General features: G+C 70.6%; 21 protein-coding genes. 8 read left to right on the top strand and 13 right to left on the bottom strand.

The window, feature by feature from the left end; translation table 11 throughout:
• Positions 1–36 precede the first annotated feature (36 nt).
• The 8 genes from H8N03_RS20125 to H8N03_RS20090 all read right to left on the bottom strand — a co-directional run bounded on the left by H8N03_RS20125 (position 37) and on the right by H8N03_RS20090 (position 8,531).
• Positions 37–750, bottom strand: coding sequence for an ABC transporter ATP-binding protein (locus H8N03_RS20125; RefSeq protein WP_187078005.1), 714 nt, complete (start codon positions 748–750; stop codon positions 37–39).
• Entirely contained in the window at positions 743–2,491 is a 1,749-nt protein-coding gene (locus H8N03_RS20120; protein WP_187078004.1) for a branched-chain amino acid ABC transporter ATP-binding protein/permease, read from the bottom strand. The genes H8N03_RS20125 and H8N03_RS20120 overlap by 8 nt, the downstream gene beginning before the upstream one ends.
• Entirely contained in the window at positions 2,488–3,351 is an 864-nt protein-coding gene (locus tag H8N03_RS20115; RefSeq protein ID WP_187078003.1) for a branched-chain amino acid ABC transporter permease, read from the bottom strand. The genes H8N03_RS20120 and H8N03_RS20115 overlap by 4 nt, the downstream gene beginning before the upstream one ends.
• Before the next feature lie 7 nt (positions 3,352–3,358).
• Complete coding sequence (locus H8N03_RS20110; RefSeq protein WP_187078002.1) at positions 3,359–4,549, bottom strand: amino acid ABC transporter substrate-binding protein; 1,191 nt, start codon at positions 4,547–4,549, stop codon at positions 3,359–3,361.
• A 36-nt stretch (positions 4,550–4,585) separates the two neighbouring features.
• The gene (locus H8N03_RS20105; protein ID WP_187078001.1) at positions 4,586–5,560 is read right to left on the bottom strand and encodes a Bug family tripartite tricarboxylate transporter substrate binding protein; all 975 of its coding nucleotides are present in this window, start codon (positions 5,558–5,560) and stop codon (positions 4,586–4,588) included.
• Positions 5,557–6,720: a CaiB/BaiF CoA transferase family protein gene (locus H8N03_RS20100; RefSeq protein WP_187078000.1), complete on the bottom strand. Its 1,164-nt coding sequence runs from the start codon at positions 6,718–6,720 to the stop codon at positions 5,557–5,559. The genes H8N03_RS20105 and H8N03_RS20100 overlap by 4 nt, the downstream gene beginning before the upstream one ends.
• Entirely contained in the window at positions 6,717–7,517 is an 801-nt protein-coding gene (locus H8N03_RS20095; RefSeq protein WP_187077999.1) for a citryl-CoA lyase, read from the bottom strand. Before H8N03_RS20095 ends, H8N03_RS20100 begins: the two co-directional genes overlap by 4 nt.
• Positions 7,518–7,646: 129 nt before the next feature.
• On the bottom strand, positions 7,647–8,531 hold the full coding sequence (locus H8N03_RS20090) for a dioxygenase family protein (protein WP_187077998.1): 885 nt from the start codon (positions 8,529–8,531) through the stop codon (positions 7,647–7,649).
• Positions 8,532–8,642: 111 nt separating this feature from the next.
• Here H8N03_RS20090 and H8N03_RS20085 point away from each other — a divergent pair, with 111 nt between their 5' ends.
• The 4 genes from H8N03_RS20085 (at position 8,643) to H8N03_RS20070 (ending at position 11,413) form a co-directional block, all read left to right on the top strand.
• Positions 8,643–9,527 (top strand): LysR substrate-binding domain-containing protein, encoded by an 885-nt coding sequence (locus H8N03_RS20085; RefSeq protein WP_187077997.1) that lies wholly within the window; start codon positions 8,643–8,645, stop codon positions 9,525–9,527.
• Positions 9,528–9,535: 8 nt separating this feature from the next.
• Complete coding sequence (locus H8N03_RS20080; RefSeq protein WP_187077996.1) at positions 9,536–9,919, top strand: hypothetical protein; 384 nt, start codon at positions 9,536–9,538, stop codon at positions 9,917–9,919.
• Positions 9,916–10,701 carry a DUF6544 family protein gene (locus H8N03_RS20075; protein ID WP_187077995.1) on the top strand — a complete coding sequence of 262 codons (786 nt, stop codon included), beginning with the start codon at positions 9,916–9,918 and terminating at the stop codon, positions 10,699–10,701. Before H8N03_RS20080 ends, H8N03_RS20075 begins: the two co-directional genes overlap by 4 nt.
• 178 nt (positions 10,702–10,879) lie before the next feature.
• Positions 10,880–11,413 carry a hypothetical protein gene (locus tag H8N03_RS20070; protein ID WP_187077994.1) on the top strand — a complete coding sequence of 178 codons (534 nt, stop codon included), beginning with the start codon at positions 10,880–10,882 and terminating at the stop codon, positions 11,411–11,413.
• 6 nt (positions 11,414–11,419) lie between these two features.
• Here H8N03_RS20070 and H8N03_RS20065 read toward each other — a convergent pair whose 3' ends face one another.
• Together H8N03_RS20065 and H8N03_RS20060 are read right to left on the bottom strand one after the other, a co-directional pair.
• Positions 11,420–11,674, bottom strand: a complete 255-nt coding sequence (locus tag H8N03_RS20065; protein ID WP_187077993.1) for a hypothetical protein — start codon at positions 11,672–11,674, stop codon at positions 11,420–11,422.
• A 140-nt stretch (positions 11,675–11,814) separates the two neighbouring features.
• A complete protein-coding gene (locus tag H8N03_RS20060) occupies positions 11,815–12,723 on the bottom strand; it encodes an alpha/beta fold hydrolase (protein ID WP_187077992.1) in 909 nt (302 codons plus the stop codon).
• 94 nt (positions 12,724–12,817) lie between these two features.
• Between H8N03_RS20060 and H8N03_RS20055 the strand changes: the two genes are divergently transcribed.
• The 4 genes from H8N03_RS20055 (at position 12,818) to H8N03_RS20040 (ending at position 16,222) form a co-directional block, all read left to right on the top strand.
• The gene (locus tag H8N03_RS20055) at positions 12,818–14,578 is read left to right on the top strand and encodes an ATP-binding protein (RefSeq protein ID WP_187077991.1); all 1,761 of its coding nucleotides are present in this window, start codon (positions 12,818–12,820) and stop codon (positions 14,576–14,578) included.
• Between the two features lie 53 nt (positions 14,579–14,631).
• The gene (locus H8N03_RS20050) at positions 14,632–15,363 is read left to right on the top strand and encodes a Crp/Fnr family transcriptional regulator (protein WP_187077990.1); all 732 of its coding nucleotides are present in this window, start codon (positions 14,632–14,634) and stop codon (positions 15,361–15,363) included.
• Between the two features lie 92 nt (positions 15,364–15,455).
• Positions 15,456–15,809, top strand: coding sequence for a DUF4148 domain-containing protein (locus H8N03_RS20045; RefSeq protein WP_187077989.1), 354 nt, complete (start codon positions 15,456–15,458; stop codon positions 15,807–15,809).
• A gap of 5 nt (positions 15,810–15,814) precedes the next feature.
• Entirely contained in the window at positions 15,815–16,222 is a 408-nt protein-coding gene (locus H8N03_RS20040; protein ID WP_187077988.1) for a hypothetical protein, read from the top strand.
• Between the two features lie 15 nt (positions 16,223–16,237).
• Here H8N03_RS20040 and H8N03_RS20035 read toward each other — a convergent pair whose 3' ends face one another.
• Genes H8N03_RS20035 through H8N03_RS20025 form a run of 3 tightly spaced genes read right to left on the bottom strand, consistent with a single transcriptional unit; the run spans position 16,238 to position 18,752 of the window.
• Positions 16,238–17,581 carry an amidohydrolase family protein gene (locus H8N03_RS20035; RefSeq protein WP_187077987.1) on the bottom strand — a complete coding sequence of 448 codons (1,344 nt, stop codon included), beginning with the start codon at positions 17,579–17,581 and terminating at the stop codon, positions 16,238–16,240.
• An 11-nt stretch (positions 17,582–17,592) separates the two neighbouring features.
• Positions 17,593–17,913: a Dabb family protein gene (locus H8N03_RS20030; RefSeq protein WP_222623058.1), complete on the bottom strand. Its 321-nt coding sequence runs from the start codon at positions 17,911–17,913 to the stop codon at positions 17,593–17,595.
• Positions 17,910–18,752: an intradiol ring-cleavage dioxygenase gene (locus tag H8N03_RS20025; protein ID WP_187077986.1), complete on the bottom strand. Its 843-nt coding sequence runs from the start codon at positions 18,750–18,752 to the stop codon at positions 17,910–17,912. The genes H8N03_RS20030 and H8N03_RS20025 overlap by 4 nt, the downstream gene beginning before the upstream one ends.
• Positions 18,753–18,755: the final 3 nt, after the last annotated feature.

Genomic DNA, 18,755 nt, shown 5'->3' with positions numbered 1-18,755 from the left:
GGTGAGCAGCAGCGAACCCCACCGACCGCGCAGCGGCTAGTGCGTCTCCACCCCGAGATACGCCCGGCGGATCTCCGGCCGGTCCATCAATTCCTTCGCCAGCCCCTCCGCCACGATGCGGCCCTCCTCCACCACGTACGCCCGCCGCGCCAGTTCCATCGCCATCGCGACGTTCTGCTCCACGAGCAGCACCGAGGTGCCGCCCGCGTTGATCTCGCGGATCGCCTGGAACATGTCCAGCACCACCGCCGGCGCCAGCCCCAGCGACGGTTCGTCCAGCAACAGCAGCTGCGGCCGGCTCATGAGCGCCCGCCCGATCGCGACCATCTGCTGCTGCCCGCCGGACAAGGCGCCGGCCGGCTGCTGCAGCTTCTGCTCCAGCGCCGGGAACAGGGCGAGCACGCGCTCCAGGGACGCGGCGCGCTGCGAGCGCGCCTGCGGCAGGTAACTCCCGAGCTCCAGGTTGTCCTGCACGCTCATCGTCGTGAACAGACGCCGCCCTTCCGGCACGATCGCGATCCCCGTCGAACAGAACCGGTGGCTGGGAAGCTGCGTGATGTCCTGTCCCTCGAAGGCAAGGCGGCCGCCGCGTGCCCGGTGCAGGCCGGCGATGACGTTGATCAGCGTGCTCTTGCCGGCGCCGTTGGGCCCCACCACGCACACGAGCTCGCCGCGCGCCACGCGCAGCGACACGTCCCACAAGGCCGGCGCGGCGCCGTACGAAGCCTGGATGCGTTCGACTTCAAGCATGCGCGGCCTTCCCCAGGTAGGCGCTGACCACCTGCGCATCGCGCATCACCTCGTTCGCGTGGCCTTGCGCGATCAGCTTGCCGTGGTTCAGGACGACGATGCGGTCGGTCAGCGCCATCACCGCACGCATCACGTGCTCCACGAACACGATGGTGGCACCCTGGTCGCGGATGCGGCGGATCAGCTCGATGGCTTCGTTGATCTCGCCGGGCGTCAGCCCGGACAGCACCTCGTCGAGCAGCACGAGCCGCGGACGCGCCGCGAGCGCCCGCGCGAGCTCCAGGAACTTGCGCTGGTGCAGGTTGAGGTCGTCGGGCAGCGCCTGCGCCCTGCCCTGCAGCCCGGTGAACTCGAGCCACTTCCACGCTTCGCGTTCCGCCGACTTCTCGTCGAGCGAGGCACAGCCGAACATCGCCACCATCGCGACGTTCTGCAGCACCGTCATGTGCGCGAAGGGCCGGGGGATCTGGTAGGTGCGCGCGATGCCCGCGTGCGCCATGCGGTGCGCCGGCACGCCCGTCAGGTCCTGCCCGTCGAACACGATGCGCCCGGCCGAGAGCGGGTAATGGCCGCTCACCACGTTGATGAAGGTCGACTTGCCCGATCCGTTCGGCCCCAGCAGGCCGAGGATCTCCCCCTGGCGCACCTGCAGGTCCACGCCGTCCAGCGCCTGCACGCCCTTGAACGCCTTCGACAGCCCGCGCACTTCCAGCAGCGGTGCCGCCGTGGGGTGCGGGCGCACGCTCGCGGTCGGCACCACCGCCTGCGGCACGGCGACCGGCGCGGGCGCGGGTGCGTCCTTGCGCTTCGCCGCGCGCCGCTTCAGCACCTGCCCCAGGATGCCTTCGGGCAGGAAGAGGATCACCACCACCAGGATGGCGCCCACGGCGGCGCGTCCCGCGACGGCATGGTCGCCCGCGGTGAAGAAATACTGCAGCGCGGTGATCGCGGCGGCGCCCACGGCAGGACCCGCCCAGTGCCGCGTGCCGCCCAGCACGCTCATGAGCACCACGGTCAGCGGCACCGTGATGTTGAAGGTCTCCCCGACCGTCACGTACGACACGAACAGCGCGTGGATGCCGCCCGCGAGCCCGGCCAAGGCGCAGGAGAGCGCGAACGCCAGCAGCTTGTAGCGGAAGGTGGGCACGCCCATCACCTCGGCGACGTCCTCGTCGTCGTGGATCGCGAACAGCCCGATGCCCAGCTTCGAGCCCTGCACCTTGCACGCGGCCACGAGCGTGAGCACCGCGGCGAGCAGGATCATCAGGTACAGCGACGAAGCCGGCGACGGCCCGACATGCGGTACCTCCACGGCGTTCAGGTAGATGCCGGGGCCGCCGTCGATCGGCGTGTTGATGATGATCGTGGCGACCACGAAGGTTACGGCCAGCGTGAGCAGCGCGAACAACTCCCCGCGTACCGCCTTGACCCGGAACACCACGAAGCCGATGAACAGCCCCAGCAGCGCCGGCAGCAGCGCCGCCATCGGCAGCGTCGCGAGGAAGGGCCACCCCAGCTTGCCCGCGAACACCGCGCTGGCGTACATGCCGATGCCGAAGAACGCGCCGTGGCCGAACGAGAAGTAGCCGGAATAGCCGGAGAGGATGTTCCACGAGACCGCCAGCACGATCCAGTGGCACACGAGGTAGAGGATGGACTCGTAGAACGGCGGCAGCCCCAGCCACGGCAAGGTGGCCAGCGCGGCGCCGGCGGCGACGATGGCGGCGATGCCCTTGTTCATCGCCACGCCCTCCCGGGTCGGAACAGCAGCATGAGGATCAGCAAGGAGAAGGAAACGATCGGCGCCCACGACGGCGAGGCCACGGCCATGGTCACCGCCTCGCTCACGCCGATGACGATGCCCGCCACCAGCGGGCCCAGCGCGCTGCCCAGGCCGCCCAGCATGACGGCCGCGAACACCACGCCCACCCACGCGAAGATCTGCGACGGCGTCAGCGTGAACGTGAGCGCGAGGCACACGCCCGCCACGCCGGCCAGCGCCGCGCAGCAACCCGCGAGCACGAGCTCGAGCTTCTTGGCGTCGATGCCGAAGGCCGAGGCGATCGGCCCGTCCACCGCCATCGCGCGCAAGGCCTTGCCCAGGTCGGTGTAGCGCATGCCCGCCCAGATCGCGAGCGAGATGCCCAGCGCCAGCAGGAAGGTGACGAGCTCCGGGATCGGCACGTACAGCTTGCCGATGGTGAACTTCATCGCGTTGTAGTGCGATTCCAGCCGGCGGTAGTCCGCCGTCCAGATGGCCTGGATCGCGCTCTCGATCACCACCGTGATGCCGAAGGTGACCAGCAGCGAGTTGAAGGGCGTGATCGCGAAGCGCGAGAGCACCCATTGCATCGCGACGCCGACCGCGAAGAACGCCGGCGGCACGACGAGCAGGGCCAGCAGCGGGTCGAGCTGCCACGAGGCGGCCATCTGGTAGCTGAGGTAGCCACCGAGGAAGACCAGGCCGAAGTGCGACAGGTTGATCTGCCGCAGCAGGCCCCAGGTGAGCCCCAGCCCCAGACCGATCAGGCCGTAGAGCCCGCCGATGAAGATGCCGGAGAGGATGGCCTGCAGCAGCAGGTTCAGGCTGGGCAGCGTCATGCCGCCGTCAGCGCATCTGCAGCGAAGCGCCCGGTGCCGCGAACGACGTGGGCCACACCACCTTCCAGGCGCCGCCCTGCACCTGCTTGATCTTCATGAGGTCGTCGCCGTAGTTGCCGGGGCCATCGAAGCGCAGTCGGCCCTGGATCGTGTCGATCTTGTTCTTGCGCAGGAACTCCGCGATCTTCTTGTCGTCCAGGCTGTTGGCGCCGCGCACGCCCGCTTCCAGGATCTGCCAGGCGGAGTACGAGGCGGCCGCCTGCACTTCCACGTGCGTGTCCGGCAGCCCCGCCGCGGCCGCGCGTTCGTTGAACACCTTCACGAATTCCGCGGCCGTGCCGGAATTGGTGAAGGGCGGGTGCTCCTCGAAGATCGTGACCGACAGCGCCTTGTCCCCTTCCGGCGACTTGAGCATCGGGCCGGGCGCCGGGTACATGTGGAAGTGGATCGGCGGCGTGTAGTCGATCTTCTTCATCGCGTCGAGCAGCATGTTGCCTTCCAGGCCGATGTCGCCGATCCACACCATGTCGGGGTTCGCGTCCTTCACGCGCGCGGCGATCGGGCCGAAGTCGCGGTTGCCGAATTCCCATTCGAGGAACAGCACCTCCTTCAGGCCGCGCTTCTTCGCCACCTCGCGGCCGCCGAGCGACATGAAGTGGATGGACGGGAACTTGCTCGTGACGATGGCGATGGTCTTCGGCGGCTTCCTGGACTGCGCCAGCATGTCGAACAGCGAGTTCGACACCGTGTTCTGCGGGTCCGGCCCGAGCGACCACGCCGGGAACTGCATGTCGTACTTGGCCTGCGAGGGGATGCCGAAGGTGTGGTGCACCAGCACCTTGTTGTAGCGCTGCGCCACGCCCATCGCGGAGAGGATGGCACCCGTCGCGTACGGACCCATCAGCAGGTCGACCTTGTCGCTGGTCACGAGCTGCTCGTACAGGGTACGCGCGAGGTCGGCCTTCGACTGGTCGTCCTTCACGATCCACTGCACGGGGCGGCCGAGGAGCCCGCCGCGCTTGTTCAACTGCTCGACGTAGATCTCGCCCACGAGCTTGTGGGTGAGCGCGGTGGCCGAGAGCGGCCCGGTCAGCGCGAGGGTGCTGCCGATGCGGATCGGCTGCCCCTGCTGCGCGAGCACCGGCAGCGCCAGCGCGGCGCCGGCGGCGCCCAGGAGGTTGCGGCGAGAGAGGTTCATGGCTTGTCTCCTTGGTCTTGGTCTGGGTTTACCGGCTCAATCCACCTGCGCGCCCGAGCGTTTCACCAGCTCGGACCATTTCGCCAGTTCGGTGCGGCCGAAGGCAGCGAGCTCCTCCGGCTTCAGCAAGGGCACTTCCAGCCCCTGCGCGGCGAGCTTCGCCTTCGTCTCGGGATTCGTCACGGCCTGCGCCACCGCGTCGCGCAGCTTCGCGAGCACCGGCGCGGGCGTGGCGGCGGGCGCGTAGAGCATGAACCAGGCGACGAGGTCGAAGTCGCCGTAGCCCTGTTCGGTGATCGTGGGGACGTCCGGCGTCGCGCCGCTGCGCTTCGCGCTCGACACGCCCAGCGCCCGCAGCTTGCCCGCCTTCACCTGCGGCAGCACGGCGGCCGGGTGGTAGAACATGAACTGCGCCTGGCCGGCCATCACGTCGGAGAGCGCCATGCCGCCTTCCTTGTACGGCACGTGCACCATCTCGCCGCCAAGGCGCGCCTTGAGCAGTTCGCCGGCGAGGTGGCCCGAGGTGCCGTTGCCCGCCGAAGCGAAGCTGATGCCGCCCTGCTTCTGCGCCGCGGCCTGCAGGTCCTTCAGGCTTTTCACCGGCGAGTTGGCGGCGACCACCAGCAGCGTCGGCGTGTAGCCCGCGAAGCCGATGGGCGCGAAGTCCTTCTGCGCGTCGTAGGGCATCTTGCGGTACAGGCCCGGGTTGATCGCGTGCGTGCCCACCGTGCCCATCACGATCGTGTAGCCGTCGGCGGGCGACTTCGCCACGAGGTCGGCGCCGATGTTGCCGCCGGCCCCGGCGCGGTTCTCGACGACGATCGCCTGCCCGAGCGGCTTGGCCATCGCTTCGGCGAACACGCGCGCGATGATGTCCGTGGTGGTGCCCGGCCCGAAGGGAACCACCAGGCGCACGGGCCGCGCGGGGTAGTCCTGCTGCGCCTGCGCGGCGAACGGCAGGCCGAGCGCGAGGGCGACGAGCGCGGCGACGACGGGACGGCGGTGGCTCACTTGCGGGTCTCCTTCTGCGGGTTGCCGCGCGGCTTCCAGCCGCGGGCGAGTTCCTCGTTGTGTTCGCCCAGCACGGGCGGCGCGCTCACCTCCACCGGCCGTTCGCCGTCGAAGGACACGGGCGAGCGCACGGTGCGGAAGGTGCCCACCACCGGGTGCTCGGTCTCCACGAACAGCTGCAGGTGCTTCGCCTGCGCATCCTCGGGCACTTCGGCCGTCGTGTACATGGGGGAATGCGGCACGTCGTTGGCTTCCAGGCGCCGGCACCATTCCGCGCGGTCGTGGCCGCGGAAGATGGGCCCCAGCACCTCGATCAGCGCTTCCTGGTTCTCGATGCGTGCCTGCCGGCTGGCGAAGCGCGGGTCCTCGAAGAAGCGCGGCTGCTCCATCGCGGTGGCGAGCCCCTGCCAGAACTTCTCGGGGGAAGACATGTGCAGGGCGACCCACTTGCCGTCCTTGCATTCGAGCACGTACGACTGCGACACGCTCGGGCGGCTGAACGGCCCCATCACCTCGTTGGCGGAGAACAGGTGCTGGAAGGCGTCGAGGTTGAAGTGCGTCATGGCCTCGAACATCGACAGCTCCACCTTGCGCGCGGTGCCGTGCTTCTCGCGGTCGTAGAGCGCGCCGAGGATGCCGTAGGCCGCGTAGAAGCCGGTGACGAGGTCGGCGATGGCCGGGCCGGTGACGCGCGGGTTGCCCGGGTTCACCAGCAGGCGCAGGAAGCCGCTCGCGGCCTGCGCCACGCTGTCGTAGGCGGGGCGCTGCGCCGCGGGACCCGAGGAGCCGAAGCCGCTGATGGCGCAGTAGATGAGGCGGTCGTTGATGCCGCGCAGGCGTTCGAAGCCGGCGCCGATCTGCTCCGCGAAGCCGGGGCGGAAGTTCTGGATGTAGACGTCCGCGTCCTTCACGAGCGCGTCGAACTTCTCCAGGTCGGCGGCCTGCTTCGTGTTGAGCGTGACGCTGCGCTTGTTGCGGTTGACGGTCTGGTAGTGGGGCGAGTAGAGCCCGCCCTTGAACGCGCGGAAGGGGTCGCCCGTGCCGGGCAGCTCCACCTTCACGACGTCGGCGCCGAGGTCGGCCAGCAGCATGGAGGCCGCGGGACCGGTGATGAAGGTGCCGTGCTCCAGCACGCGCACGCCATCGAGGACCTTGATCACTTGCGCTCCTGGGGCATCGCGCCCGTGTATTCGAACTCGCGCATCGCCTGGTACGACAGGGCGAAGCCGATCGGGTCGCTCATCTCCTCGTTCAGGTGGGCGATCAGGCTGGCCGTGCGCGCGAGGATGGGCACGCCCTTGAGCGCGCCGACGGGGAAGCCCACGCCGAGCAGCACCGCGGGGATCGCGGCGGAGACATTGAGCTTGAGGTCCTTGCCGACCACCGCGGGAATGATGTCTTCGACCGCCTGCGCGATCTGCACGAAGTGCTGGCCGCCGCCGGCCTGGCGCGAGACTTCGAACAGGGCGTCGACGCGGCGGTCGCGCTCCTTGTGCTCGGGATGGCCGTAGCCCGGGATCGCCTGCTTGCGCTCGCGGCGGCCGGAGACGATGGCCTTCGCCGCCTCCCGCAGGTCGCCGCCGCGCTTCTTCGCCTCTTCGTCGATCTCGACGAACATGCGGCCGGCGGTTTCCGACGCGCCGAGGATCACGGAGCCGCAGCCGAGGATGCCCGCCGCGACGGCGCCTTGCAGCGCCTCCGGTGCGGCGGCGTACGTCATGCGCGCCGCCTGCACGCTGGGCACGAGGCCGTGGTCGGCGATCGCGACCAGCGTGGCGTTCAGCACCGCGCTGCTCGCCGCGTCCGGTTTGCGCCCGGTGAGCAGGAAGTGGAAGTAGTCGCCGAAGTTCACCTGCCCGATCAGGTCGCGCGACAGGTCCTGCCCGCGCACGACGATGGTGTCCGCGTTGGACGTGGTGATGGCGGAGCGCGGCACGGTGGCCTTGCCGATTTTCAAGAGGGTCTCCCGTTGTGTGGTCGGGCTGGGGTGACGCTTCGCGTCAACCCAGCCTACGAAGAGGGTCGCGTTGGGGGCGTTCCGTAGGCTGGGTTGCGCGAAGCGCACCCCAGCTATCCGCCGGAACCGTCACCGCATCGACGGCACCAGCCTGAAGTCGTACTTCGCCGTATAGAACGGCTTGTCCATGCTGCGCCCGTCCGGCGCCTTGCCCGGCGCGTGCTTCGGGAACTCCACGATCAGGCTGTTGCGCACGCCGAAGACGGCGTCCGAATCGAGGTAGGGGCTGTCCTTGACGAAGATGTGCGTCACCAGCTTCTCGTGCCCGGGCGCGTCCAGCATCATGTGCATGTGCCCCGGACGATTGAGGTGGCGGCCCATCTTGTCCAGCATGCGGCCCACGGGGCCGTCGCCCGGCACGGGGTAGTAGGTCGGCTTGATGGACCAGAAGCGGTAGTTGCCATCCTTGTCGGTGCGGAACTGCGCGCGCAGGCTCATCTCGTCGCCCTTCTGCATGTCGTAGAGGCCGCCTTCGTCGCCGGACCAGACGTCCACCACGCAGCCGGCGATCGGCCGGCCGCTGGTATCCGTCACGCGCCCGTGGTACAGCGTGGGCTCGCCGAGGCCGGCGCCGATGTCGTCGCCGAGTTCCTTCTGCGGCGCGCCGGGCCAGAAGAACGGGCCTTGCACGGTGGCTTCCGTCGGCCGCTCGCCCGGCTGCTCCGCCAGCGCCTTCGCGCCGCGCGCCTGCGCCAGCGCGACGATCAGCATGGAGATCCCCAGCGTGTCCGACAGCAGGATGAACTCCTGCCGCTTCTCGTCGCACTTCTTGCCGGTCTCGGTGAGGAACTGGATGCCGGCCATCCACTCGTCCGGCGTGAGGTCCACCTCGCGCATGAAGGCATGCGCGTGCTTCACCAGCGAGGTCATGACCTGCTTGAACCGCGCGTCCTTGCACTCGCCCATGCGGTCGATCACCGCCTGCGCGAAATCGCTCACTTCGAGTTGGGCCATGGCCTGTCTCCTTGGTTTCGGGCGCAGTCTAGGAGCGGGCCGCGGGGCTGGAAAGTGATGATTTTCAACGGCTATGATCGATGCCATCGATCGCTATCGGGACCAACCCTGATGGAACTCCGCCACCTCCGCTACTTCGACGCGATCGCGGAAACCCTCAACTTCACGCGCGCCGCGGAGCGGCTGCACGTGACGCAGTCGACGCTGTCGCACCAGATCCGGCAGCTGGAGGAGGAGCTGGGCACGCCGCTCTTCGACCGCAGCGGCAAGCAGGTGCGCCTGACGGAAGCGGGCGAGATCCTGCGCAGCCACATGACGCCGGCCCTGGAGCAGATCGACCTCGGCGTGCAGGCGCTGCGCCAGCCCGGCGAGGCGATCACGGGCAGCATCCGCCTGGGCACCACCCCGAGCTTCAACACGCGCATGGTCCCGCAGTGCGTCGCGACGCTGCTCAATCACTATCCCGGCATCGCGGTGTCGGTGGAGGAGCTCGCCGCCGGCCAGATCCTCAAGCGCCTGCGTTCGGGGCACCTGGACATCGCGGTGTCCTATCCGCCGTCGGACGGCGGCGACCTCTGGTTCGAGCCGCTCTACAACGAGGAACTGCGCCTGGTGGTCGGCGTGCACCATCCGCTCGCGCGGCGGCGGCGCGTGCGCATGGTGGAGCTGCACGACGTGCGCATGGTGCTGCTCACGCCGCAGTTCCTCACGCGCAAGCTGCTCGACGACTGCTTCGACCAGGCCGGCGCCGAACCGCTGGTGGTGGCCCAGATGAATTCGGTCGCGCCGATGATCGAGCTGATCCGCCAGACCGACCTGGCCGGGATCATCACGGAGACGGCCGTGTCGCAGTCCGCGGACCTGCGCGTGATCCCGCTGGAAGACCCCACGCCGATCCGCACTCCGGGCATGCTGTGGCCCAAGGGCGCCACCCGTTCGCCGGTGCTGAGGCATTTCGCGGAGATCATCCGGCGGGCGGCGGGAACCGCGGCCTGAGCCATCGCATGAAACTGGATCCCTACGTACAGGTCGACGACACGCCTTTCACCGTTTCCGCCGCGGACGTGCAGCGCGCACGCGGCCTGCCCTGGCGCTCGGGCCGCAACGGCGTCGGGCTCGACGAGATGGACTACGGCAACGTGGTCTACCGCTTCCAGGACAACGGCCGGCTGGAGGAGATCACGCTGGAAGCCGAGGCCGTGAACCTCGGCAAGGTCTCCGTGCCGTTCGCGATGCTCGCGGCCTTCATCCGCGGCCAGGACCCGGAGGCCTTCGAGCGTGCCGGCTTCCTCGTGAGCCCCGCGTTCGGGCTCGCCTTCGATCCTTCCGAACCGTTCTGGGTCACCGCGCTGGCACGCCACTGCATTCCCGAGTGGCAGGCCTTGTGAGCCTCCTCTCCGACCGCAGGGAGGCACGCGAGGCGCGCGACGCCTTGCACGCGTTCCGCCTGCCGCTGCCGGAACGCTTCTCGCCGGAGCTGGTGGCGCAGCTGCCCGAGCCTGCGCAGCGCTACTTCCTGCACGCGCTGCAGCCCGGCGCGCGTCTCGCAGGCATCGCCGAACTCGCCATGGAAGGCGAGCTGTCCCTCGGCACGCGCGACGACCCCAAGGTCCAGCCCATGCGCGCCCGCCAGGTGCTCGCCGCGCCCGAAGGCCTGCTGTGGGAAGTGCAGGCGGGCCGCGCGTGGATGCGCATCGCCGGCTCGGACGGCATGGTCGGCGAACGTTCGTGGACGCGCTTGCGCCTCTTCGGCATCCTGCCCGTGGTGCGCGCCGGCGGCACGGCCGACCACCTGCGCTCCGCATTCGGCCGCGCCTGCGCGGAGGCGGCGATCTGGGCGCCTGCGTCGCTGCTGCCGCAAGCCGGCGTGCGCTGGCTGGACGCCGGCCCCGACACGGCACGCGCGCTCGTCACGCACCGCGGCATGGAGCAGCAGGTGGACATCCGCGTGGATGCGCGCGGCCAGCCGCTGTGGGTGTGCATGCCGCGCTGGAGCAATGCGAATCCGCAAGGCGTGTTCCGGCTGCAGCCTTTCGGGGGCGAGCTCGGCGACTTCCGCACCGTCGAGGGCTGCACGGTGCCGTTCCGCGTCGATGGCGGCAACTTCTTCGGCACGCCCGACTACTTCCCTTTCTATCGCGCCCGCGTGACGGGGCTGCGCTTTCCCTGAGCGCGGCGCACGCCGCGTTACATGGGCATACGCGGCACCGCGACCGCCGGTCGCCCGCCGGCGACCGGCGCGCGGGAAGCTGACAGCCCCCTGTTGCGCGCTCCGCTAATTCCCTAGCGTTCCCACGGATGAGCATGGTTCACTGGAACGGTCCAGAAGGACGTCGAGGGGAACAGAGATGGAGCAGAAGCGAGGGGCCACCCTGGCCCGCTGGTGCGCGGCCGCAATGCTGGCTGCATGTGCTTTTTCGGCGCGCGCGGGCGTCGCCGACGAAGCGATGGAAGGCGCGGTGGCCGACGGCGTCACGACCGCGATCGGGCTCGCAGTCGGCGCGGCCGAACTCAACCCGCTGGGGCCGGTGCTCGGCATCGGCGTGAAGTACGCCGTCATGGAATACGCCAAGGCCCTGCCCGACACCGAGAGGCCCGCCGTGTACGCCGCGGCGGCGTCGCTGTGGCAAGGTGCATCGGCGAACAACATGTGCGTCGCGGCGGCCATCCTGAGCGGTGGCACGTTCGCGCCCGCCTGCATCGCGCTGGGCATCGCCTGGGGCATGAAGACCTGGGGCGAGAGCGAGCACGAGCGCCAGTTCTGGGAAGGCTGCAAGGCCTTGCGCGACTACGCGCAGCGTCCCGACATGCCCTGCATCTACAACGCGCCGGGCCAGCCTCCCGCGCGTCCGCAGGAGATCATGGTGCAGCTGATCGAGTGAGCCGGCTCAGGAGTGCTGGAGGCGCGCGGCGCGCTCGGCGGAATCGTTGAAGTGCCGCACGAACTCCAGGAAGGAGTTGCGGCTCTGCGTGACGCCGTCGAGCACGACGACCGAGTTCGCGTAGTGCACCGCCCGGTTGTAGAAGCGGCGCAGGGCCGCGTGGAATTCGGAGGCCGGCACCTGCTCCGACGCGACGATCTCGCCGTAGGCGCTCGCAATGCTGATGGTGCGCGTGGTCGCGGCGGGAGTCGGCTGAAGCATGGGGACCGTCCGTTCGTTGCCTGGGTCTGTGCACAGGATGGACGATGGACGGGCGCCCCGGTGGCCACGGAGCGAGACGAAGCAGGTAGGGCACCGCCGCCTGGCCGGCGGGACCGGCGCCTACGCCCAGCACGGCTGCCTCAGCGTGAACCGCGCACCAGCTCGAGCACGGCGTCGGCGAAGACGCGCGGCTTCTCCTGCGGCAGGTTGTGGCCGGCACCGGCCACGATGCGATGCGAGCGCGGCCCGGAGAAGAAGCGCGCGTGCGCGCTTTCTGGCGCCGGCGCCCGCACGCCGTCGTCGGCGCCGTCGAAGGTGATGGCCGGCACGGTGATCGCCGGCTGCGCCGCGAGGCGCCGTTCGATGTCGGCATAGGCCGGATCGCCGGGCGCGAGTCCGTAGCGCTGCCGGTAGGAGTGGATCACGACCTCGACGAAATCGGGGTTGGCGAAGGCTGGCGCGGTGCGCGCGAAGGTCGCGTCGTCGAACTTCCACGACGGCGACCACAGCTCCCACAACAGGCGCGCCATCGCCTGCCGGTGCGCCGCCAGGCCGGCGCGGCCCCGCTCGCAGTGGAAGTAGTACTGGTACCAGTACTTGCGCTCGTTCTCCGGCGTGTCCGGCTCCATGGCACGGGCGACGTCGTGGATGTTGTAGTTGTTGTACGAGACCAGGCCCGCGCAGCGCCCGGGCCACAGCGCCGCCACCACGCAGGCCGCGCGCCCGCCCCAGTCGTAGCCGGCGAGGACGGCGCGCGGCACCTGCAGCGCGTCCATCAGCGCCAGCAAGTCCGCTCCGAGCGCCGCCTGCTCGCCCGAGCGCATCGTGTCCGCGCGCAGGAAGCGCGTGGGGCCGTAGCCGCGCAGGTAGGGCACGATCACCCGGCAACCCTGCGCCGCGAGCAGGGGCGCGACTTCCTCGTAGGAGTGGATGTCGTAGGGGAAGCCGTGCATGAGGAACACCGGCGGCCCGTCGCCGGGGCCGGCCTCGTACCACGCGACTTCGAGGACGCCGGCGGTGGCGCTGCGCAAGGGCTGCATCGTGTCCATGCGCGCAGGTTGCCACAGGCCGGGCCTCGCCCGAAAGGGGGAGGTGCGTCCCGCACCTCCCGCCCAGAATGCGCTCCAAAGGAGCGCAGAGGGCATGAAGTCGTATGGGGGTCCCGCGGAGGACGTGCCGATGCTGCGCGAGCGCGTGCGCCTCCTCGCCGAGCAGTCCGCGGGCGCCGCCGCCTCCACCTTCCTGGGCGCCTTGCTGATCGGCGTGGTCCTCGCCTCCGGGCCTTCGCGCTGGCACGCCGTCCTCTGGATCGCGGCGTACATCGGCCCGGCGTTCCTGCGCGTGACGTTCAGCCGCCGCGTTCTGGCCGACAAGGTACCGGCGGATGCCGCCGCCCTGCGCCGCTACCTCGGCTTCGCCCTCTTCAACGGCGTGTGGACCGGCGCGCTGCCGGTCGCCTTCTTCTCCGGGCTTTCTGCCGAGGGGCGCGCGGCGCTCACCGTGGTCTCTTTGCTTGCCCTCACCGCGGGCGCGGCAACCTTCGCCTCCTACCGCACCGGCTACCTGTACGTGCTCGCGCTCGCCTTGCCGCCCCTCATCGCCTACTGGGCGCAGCTGGGGGGCAGCCACGCATGGATCGTCGTCGTGACGCTCCTGGTCTTCGGCGCGCTCATGGTGCGCCTCTCGGGGCACCTGGCGGAGGTGTTCGAGCGCTCGGTGCTCATCCGCTTCGAGCGCGAGCGCGTCGTGGAGCAGTTGCGGCGCGAGAAGGAGGAGACCGAGCGCGCCCGCGAGAAGGCGGAGGAGGCGAGCCGCTCCAAGTCCCGCTTCCTGGCGAGCGCCAGCCACGACCTGCGCCAGCCGGTGCACGCCCTGGGCCTCTTCAGCAGCGTGCTGGACGCTTCGGCGGAAACCCCGCAGCTGCGCACGCTGGCGCAGCACATCGCCTCCGTCAGCGACATCCTCAAGAAGCTGCTCGACAACCTGCTGGACATCTCGCGCCTGGACGCCGGCGTCGTCTCGGTCTCGGTGCAGCCCGTGTCCCTGCAGGCGCTCGTCGACGGGCTGGCGACGGAAGCGGGCCGCCTCGTGTCGGGCCGCCCGGTCGAGATCGTGGCGCAGGCGGAGGACCTCCGCGTCGTGCTCGACCCGGTGCACGTCGAGCGCTGCCTGCGCAACCTGCTGGACAACGCGTGCAAGTTCACGCAGCGCGGCCGCATCGCGCTGCACGCCGCGCGCGAAGGCGAGGACCTCGTCTTCCGTGTCTCGGATACCGGCATCGGCATCCCGCCCGACCAGCTGGACCTCGTCTTCGAGGAGTTCTACCAGGTGGGCAACAAGGCGCGCGACCAGGCGCAGGGCCTGGGGCTCGGCCTGTCGATCGTGGCGCGGCTCGCGGCGCTGATGCAGGGCGAGGTGCGCGTGGAGTCGCTGGCCGGCCACGGCAGCACCTTCCAGCTGCGGATCCCCTACGTCGCCGCGCAGCGCGCCGTGCCGCGCGCCCAGGAGCGCGGCGGCGGCGCGCCGGACCTGCACGACCGCCGCATCCTGATCGTCGACGACGAGGCGCTGGTGCGCGCCTCCATGCGCGAGCTCCTCACGGCCTGGGGCGCGGAGGTGGACGAGGCGGACGGCTGGCGCCAGGCGAGCGCCATCGGCGAGGACCAGGCGCAGGCCTGGGACCTGTGCCTGTGCGACCTGCGACTGCGCGACGGCGAGGATGGCCTCGATACGGCGCAGCGCCTGCGGGTGCTGCAACCGGAGCTGCCCGTGGTGCTGATCACGGGCGACACCGCCCCGGCGCGCATCGAGCAGGCCGCGCGCACCCGGCTGCCGCTGCTGCACAAGCCGGTGGGCCCCGCCGAACTCGGAAAGGCCATCCGCAGCGCCCTCGCCGCCGGGTGAACCTCCTTGCCAGCGCGCGCGTTTGGCACCAGAGTGGGGGCCGGAGCGCGACGATGGCGAGTTCGACCCAACCCTCCAGCCTCGGCCTGCGGCAGATCGACCTGTTGCAAGGCCTTTCCGCGGACCGCCTGGACGCGATCGGCCGCCAGTGCGCGTGGCGGCCCTACGAGGCCGGCCAGCGCCTCGTGGCGCGCGAGGACGCGGACCGCGACGTGCACTTCATCGTGGGCGGCACGGTGCTCGTGACCACCTACGCGGCCAACGGGCGCGAGACGAGCCTGCGCGAGCTGTCCGCCGGCACCTCCTTCGGCGAGATCGCGGCGGTGGACGGCCGCCCCCGCTCCGCCGACGTGGTGGCGCTCACCTCGGGCCTGCTCGCCTCCATGTCGCCCGCCGACTTCCGGGAGCTGCTGCGCGCGGAATGGCAGGTGAACGAACGCGTGCTCCAGCGCCTCAGCCAGCTGGTGCGGCTGCTCACCGAGCGGGTCGTCGAGGTCAGCACGCTCAACGTGCAGCAGCGCGTGTGCATGGAGCTGCTTCGCCTGGCCGGCACGCCGGCGCGCGCCGGGGGCGCGCTGCGCATCGAGCCGGCGCCGCGGCACGCGGAGCTGGCGCACCGCGTGAGCAGCTATCGCGAACAGGTCACGCGCGAGCTCTCCGCGCTGGTCAAGTCCGGCCTGCTCGCCAAGGACGGCGCCGCCCTGGTGGTGCGCGATCCCGCGGGCTTGCAGGCCCTGGCGCGCGGCATGGGGAGCCGCGCGCCGGATGCGAAAGGTGGTGCGTAAACGCACTGCGGTTCGCGCCCTCGTTCTCCACCATGGCTTCCGTCGGCGCAGGAATCGCACCGACGCCAGCTCAACCCCTGATGGAGAACGCCATGAACCGCTATCTCGCCACCGTCGCCGCCGCCCTCCTCGCCGCCGCCGGCACCGCCTTCGCCGACGACATCACGATGGACCCCCACCCCTTCCAGTCCACCGCCACCCGGGCGCAGGTGATGGAGGAATTCCACCAGTTCCGCCGCTCGGGCGTCAACCCCTGGGCCGACGACTACGACCAGATCGCCCACGGCTCCGGCGCGATGACCCGCGCGGAAGCCACGGCAGCGTTCCTGGCCGAGCGCAGCACCGTCGCGGCGCTGTCCGGCGAGGACAGCGGCTCCAGCTACCTGGCGCGCGTCGCCGCCGCCCACAGCCGCGTGCAGGCCACGGAACTCGCCGCCGCGGAGTGACCGCCATGGAGCCGAACGCCTGCTTCCCTTCCGACGCCGCGCCGCGGCAGGGCGTGCGCGCCCCGGTCGCGTCGCCCCTGCGCCTGACGCTCGTCGCGCTCGTGTGGGGCGTGATCGGCTTCATCCACGTGCGCGGCGCGCCGCTGCCCGTGGCGTGGACGGCCATCGCGCTGTCCGCCTGCCTGGGCGTGGGCATCCTGCACCTGGCCGGCGACGACACGCGCTGGACGAGCATGCTCGCCGCCGTGCTCCTCGCCATCAGCCCGCTGCTGCGCAACAGCTGGGACCTGCCCCAGGGGCCGCTCGGCGACCGCGTGATGCTGGCGAAGACGCTGGTGATCGTGTGCGGGCTGCTGCTGCTGTCGCGGCTGAGCGAAGGGCGGCCGCGGGCGGAAGAGTCGCCGGACTATTGACCGCTGGCCCGCCCCTCAGCCCGCCAGCCCCATGGCCCGCGTGATCTTCAGCCCCGAAGCGCGCAGCTTGCGCAGGTCGCCCGCGAGATCCCCCGCGAGCAGGCGGCCTGCGCGCTTCTTCCACTTGCCCGCCACCATCACGCTGTCGACGTTGGCGAGCGAGGCCTGGAACACGACGCTGCTCACCGGGTCGTGCACCGGTTGCATGTTGAGGTCGCTGGCGCGGATCACGACCAGGTCCGCCTGCTTGCCCGGCGCGAGCGTGCCGATGCGGTCCAGCTGCTGCAGCATGCGCGCGCCTTCCACGGTCACCCAGGCGAGCGCCTCGCGCGTGGTGATGGTGGAGGTCGGCGGGATCGTGCCGTGCTCCGCGCGGTACGCGACATTGTCCAGGCTGCGCTGGATGCCGAGGGCCACGCGCGCCTGCGTGAGCATGTCGCCCGAGAGCACGCTCTCCAGGTCCACGCCCAGCGAGGGCGCGCGGCCGAAGCGGCGCAGCCGGCCCGTCAGCGGATGGCCGTGGCCCTGCGACATCTCGCTTTCGGCGGCCGCGGAGAAGCTCATGCCGAGTTCGCAGAAGCGCTGCAGCTGCTCGTCCGACAGCGCGTGGCCGTGCACGATGTTGATGTTGGGCCCGAGCAGGCCCGCCGCCTCCAGCCGCTCCCAGCCGTCGGGCGTGCGGGCCGCGCCGCCGCCCTGGTGCAGCGAGGCGATCAGCCCCAGCTCGCGCGCCATGCGGAAGTCGTGCATCGCGACCTCCAGCGTCGAGTAGTGCGGACCGAGCACCGCGGCCTGGATCGACAGCAGCGCGTGTCCCTGGTGCGCCCGCAGCAGGCGCTCGACTTCCGCGCGCGGATGCGGCACTTCCCAGAACGGTACCTGGCCCGGCTTCGGGTCGGGTTTGGGCGTGCCGTGGAAGAAGGCGGCGCGGATGCCGGTGGACAGCAGGCCCTCGATGGCGGCGTCGTTGTGCGCCGGCGTGGGGTTGTTGTGGCACCAGTCGGCGAGCGTGGTCGTGCCGCAGTTCAGCTGGTTGAGCGCGCCCATGCGCGTCGCGATGAACAGGTCTTCCGGACCGAAGGCCGTGGCCAGGCCGGCGTGCATCTTCTGGAAGTACTCCAGCAGCGTCCAGTTGGCCGCCACGCCGCGCAGGGCGGTCTGCCACGTGTGCATGTGCGCGTTGACCAGCCCCGGGATGACGATGCAGCCGGTGGCGTCCACCACCTCCGCGTCGTCGGCCTGCAGCGCCGGGGCGATCGCCGCGATGCGCTCGCCGTGCACGAGCAGGTCCCCCTGCGACAGGTCGCCCTGGCGGTCCATGGTGACGATGGTGGCGCCGCGGAGCAGGATGTTGGGCATGGCGGGCTCCTTCAGGCGGGACGCGGCGCGTCCGGCACGGCGTAGTCGACCTGGTGGCGTGCCGTGCGCAGGTCGCCGAGCTCCTGCCGCACGCGCAGGTGCTCGGGATGGGTGGCGTAGGCGTCCAGCGCCTGCTGCGAAGCGAAATCGCTCACCAGCACCACGTCGCAGGCGTAGTCCACGCCGCTCGTGTCGACGCCGACCTCCAGGTGCAGCAGCCCCGGGATGCGTCCGCGCAGGCCCAGGAAGGCGGCCTCCAGCTTCCCGATGTTGGCGAGCTTCTCGTCGCGCGTCGCCCCGCGCACGTTCCACATCACGACGTGGCGGATCAACGCGCGTCCTTGCCGGCGGGCGCGAGCACGAAGTCGTACTCCACCAGGTACCGGCCGTCCGGCTGCTTCACCCAGTCGGCGACCAGCGACTGGCGCACGCCGAACACGGCATCCGAGTCCAGGTAGGGATCGCCGTTGCGGAACACGTGCGTGATCAGGGTCTCGTAGCCCGGCGCCCGGATCATGAAGTGCAGGTGCGCCGGCCGCCACGGGTGGCGTTTCGTGGCCTTGAGCATGTCGCCCACCGGGCCGTCGTCCGGGATCGGGTAGGCCTCGGCGAGGATGGAGCGGAAGTGGTATTCGCCCTTGCCGTTGGCGTGCAGAACGCCGCGCGCCTGGTGGCCTGCGAGCCCTTCCCGCTGCACGTCGTACTTGCCTTCGGCATCGGCCTGCCACACGTGGATCTCGGCGCCGGGGACCGGCTCGCCGTCCAGCCCGCGCACGGTGCCGCGCACGACGCAGGGCACGCCGGCCGCGCCGTTCGCCACGTCTTCGCCGAGGTCGTAGGACGGCGCGCCTTCCACGTAGAAGGGCCCGAAGACGGTGGACTCGGTGCAGCCCGCCGGCTTCTCGTTGTTCATCGCGATGGTCAGCATCGACAGGCCCAGCGTGTCGGACAGCAGGATGAACTCCTGGCGCCTGTCGTCGGTGATGTGGCCGGTGCGCGTGAGGAAATCGATGCCGCGGAACCACTCCTCCTCGGTCAGCTTCACCTCGCGCGCGAAGGCGTGCAGGTGCTGCACCAGGCTGGTCATGATCTCCTTGAGCCGCGGGTCCGGCGTGTCGGCGAAGCGGGCGATCACGGCCTGGGTGATGTTGTCCTGGGTGAGGTTGCGCATGCG

It is taken from the genome of Ramlibacter cellulosilyticus (genome assembly GCF_014297465.1).
GTDB lineage: Bacteria > Pseudomonadota > Gammaproteobacteria > Burkholderiales > Burkholderiaceae_C > Ramlibacter > Ramlibacter cellulosilyticus.
The sequence above is the reverse complement of the archived record's forward strand: the minus strand, read 5'-3'. Positions and strand labels throughout refer to the sequence as shown.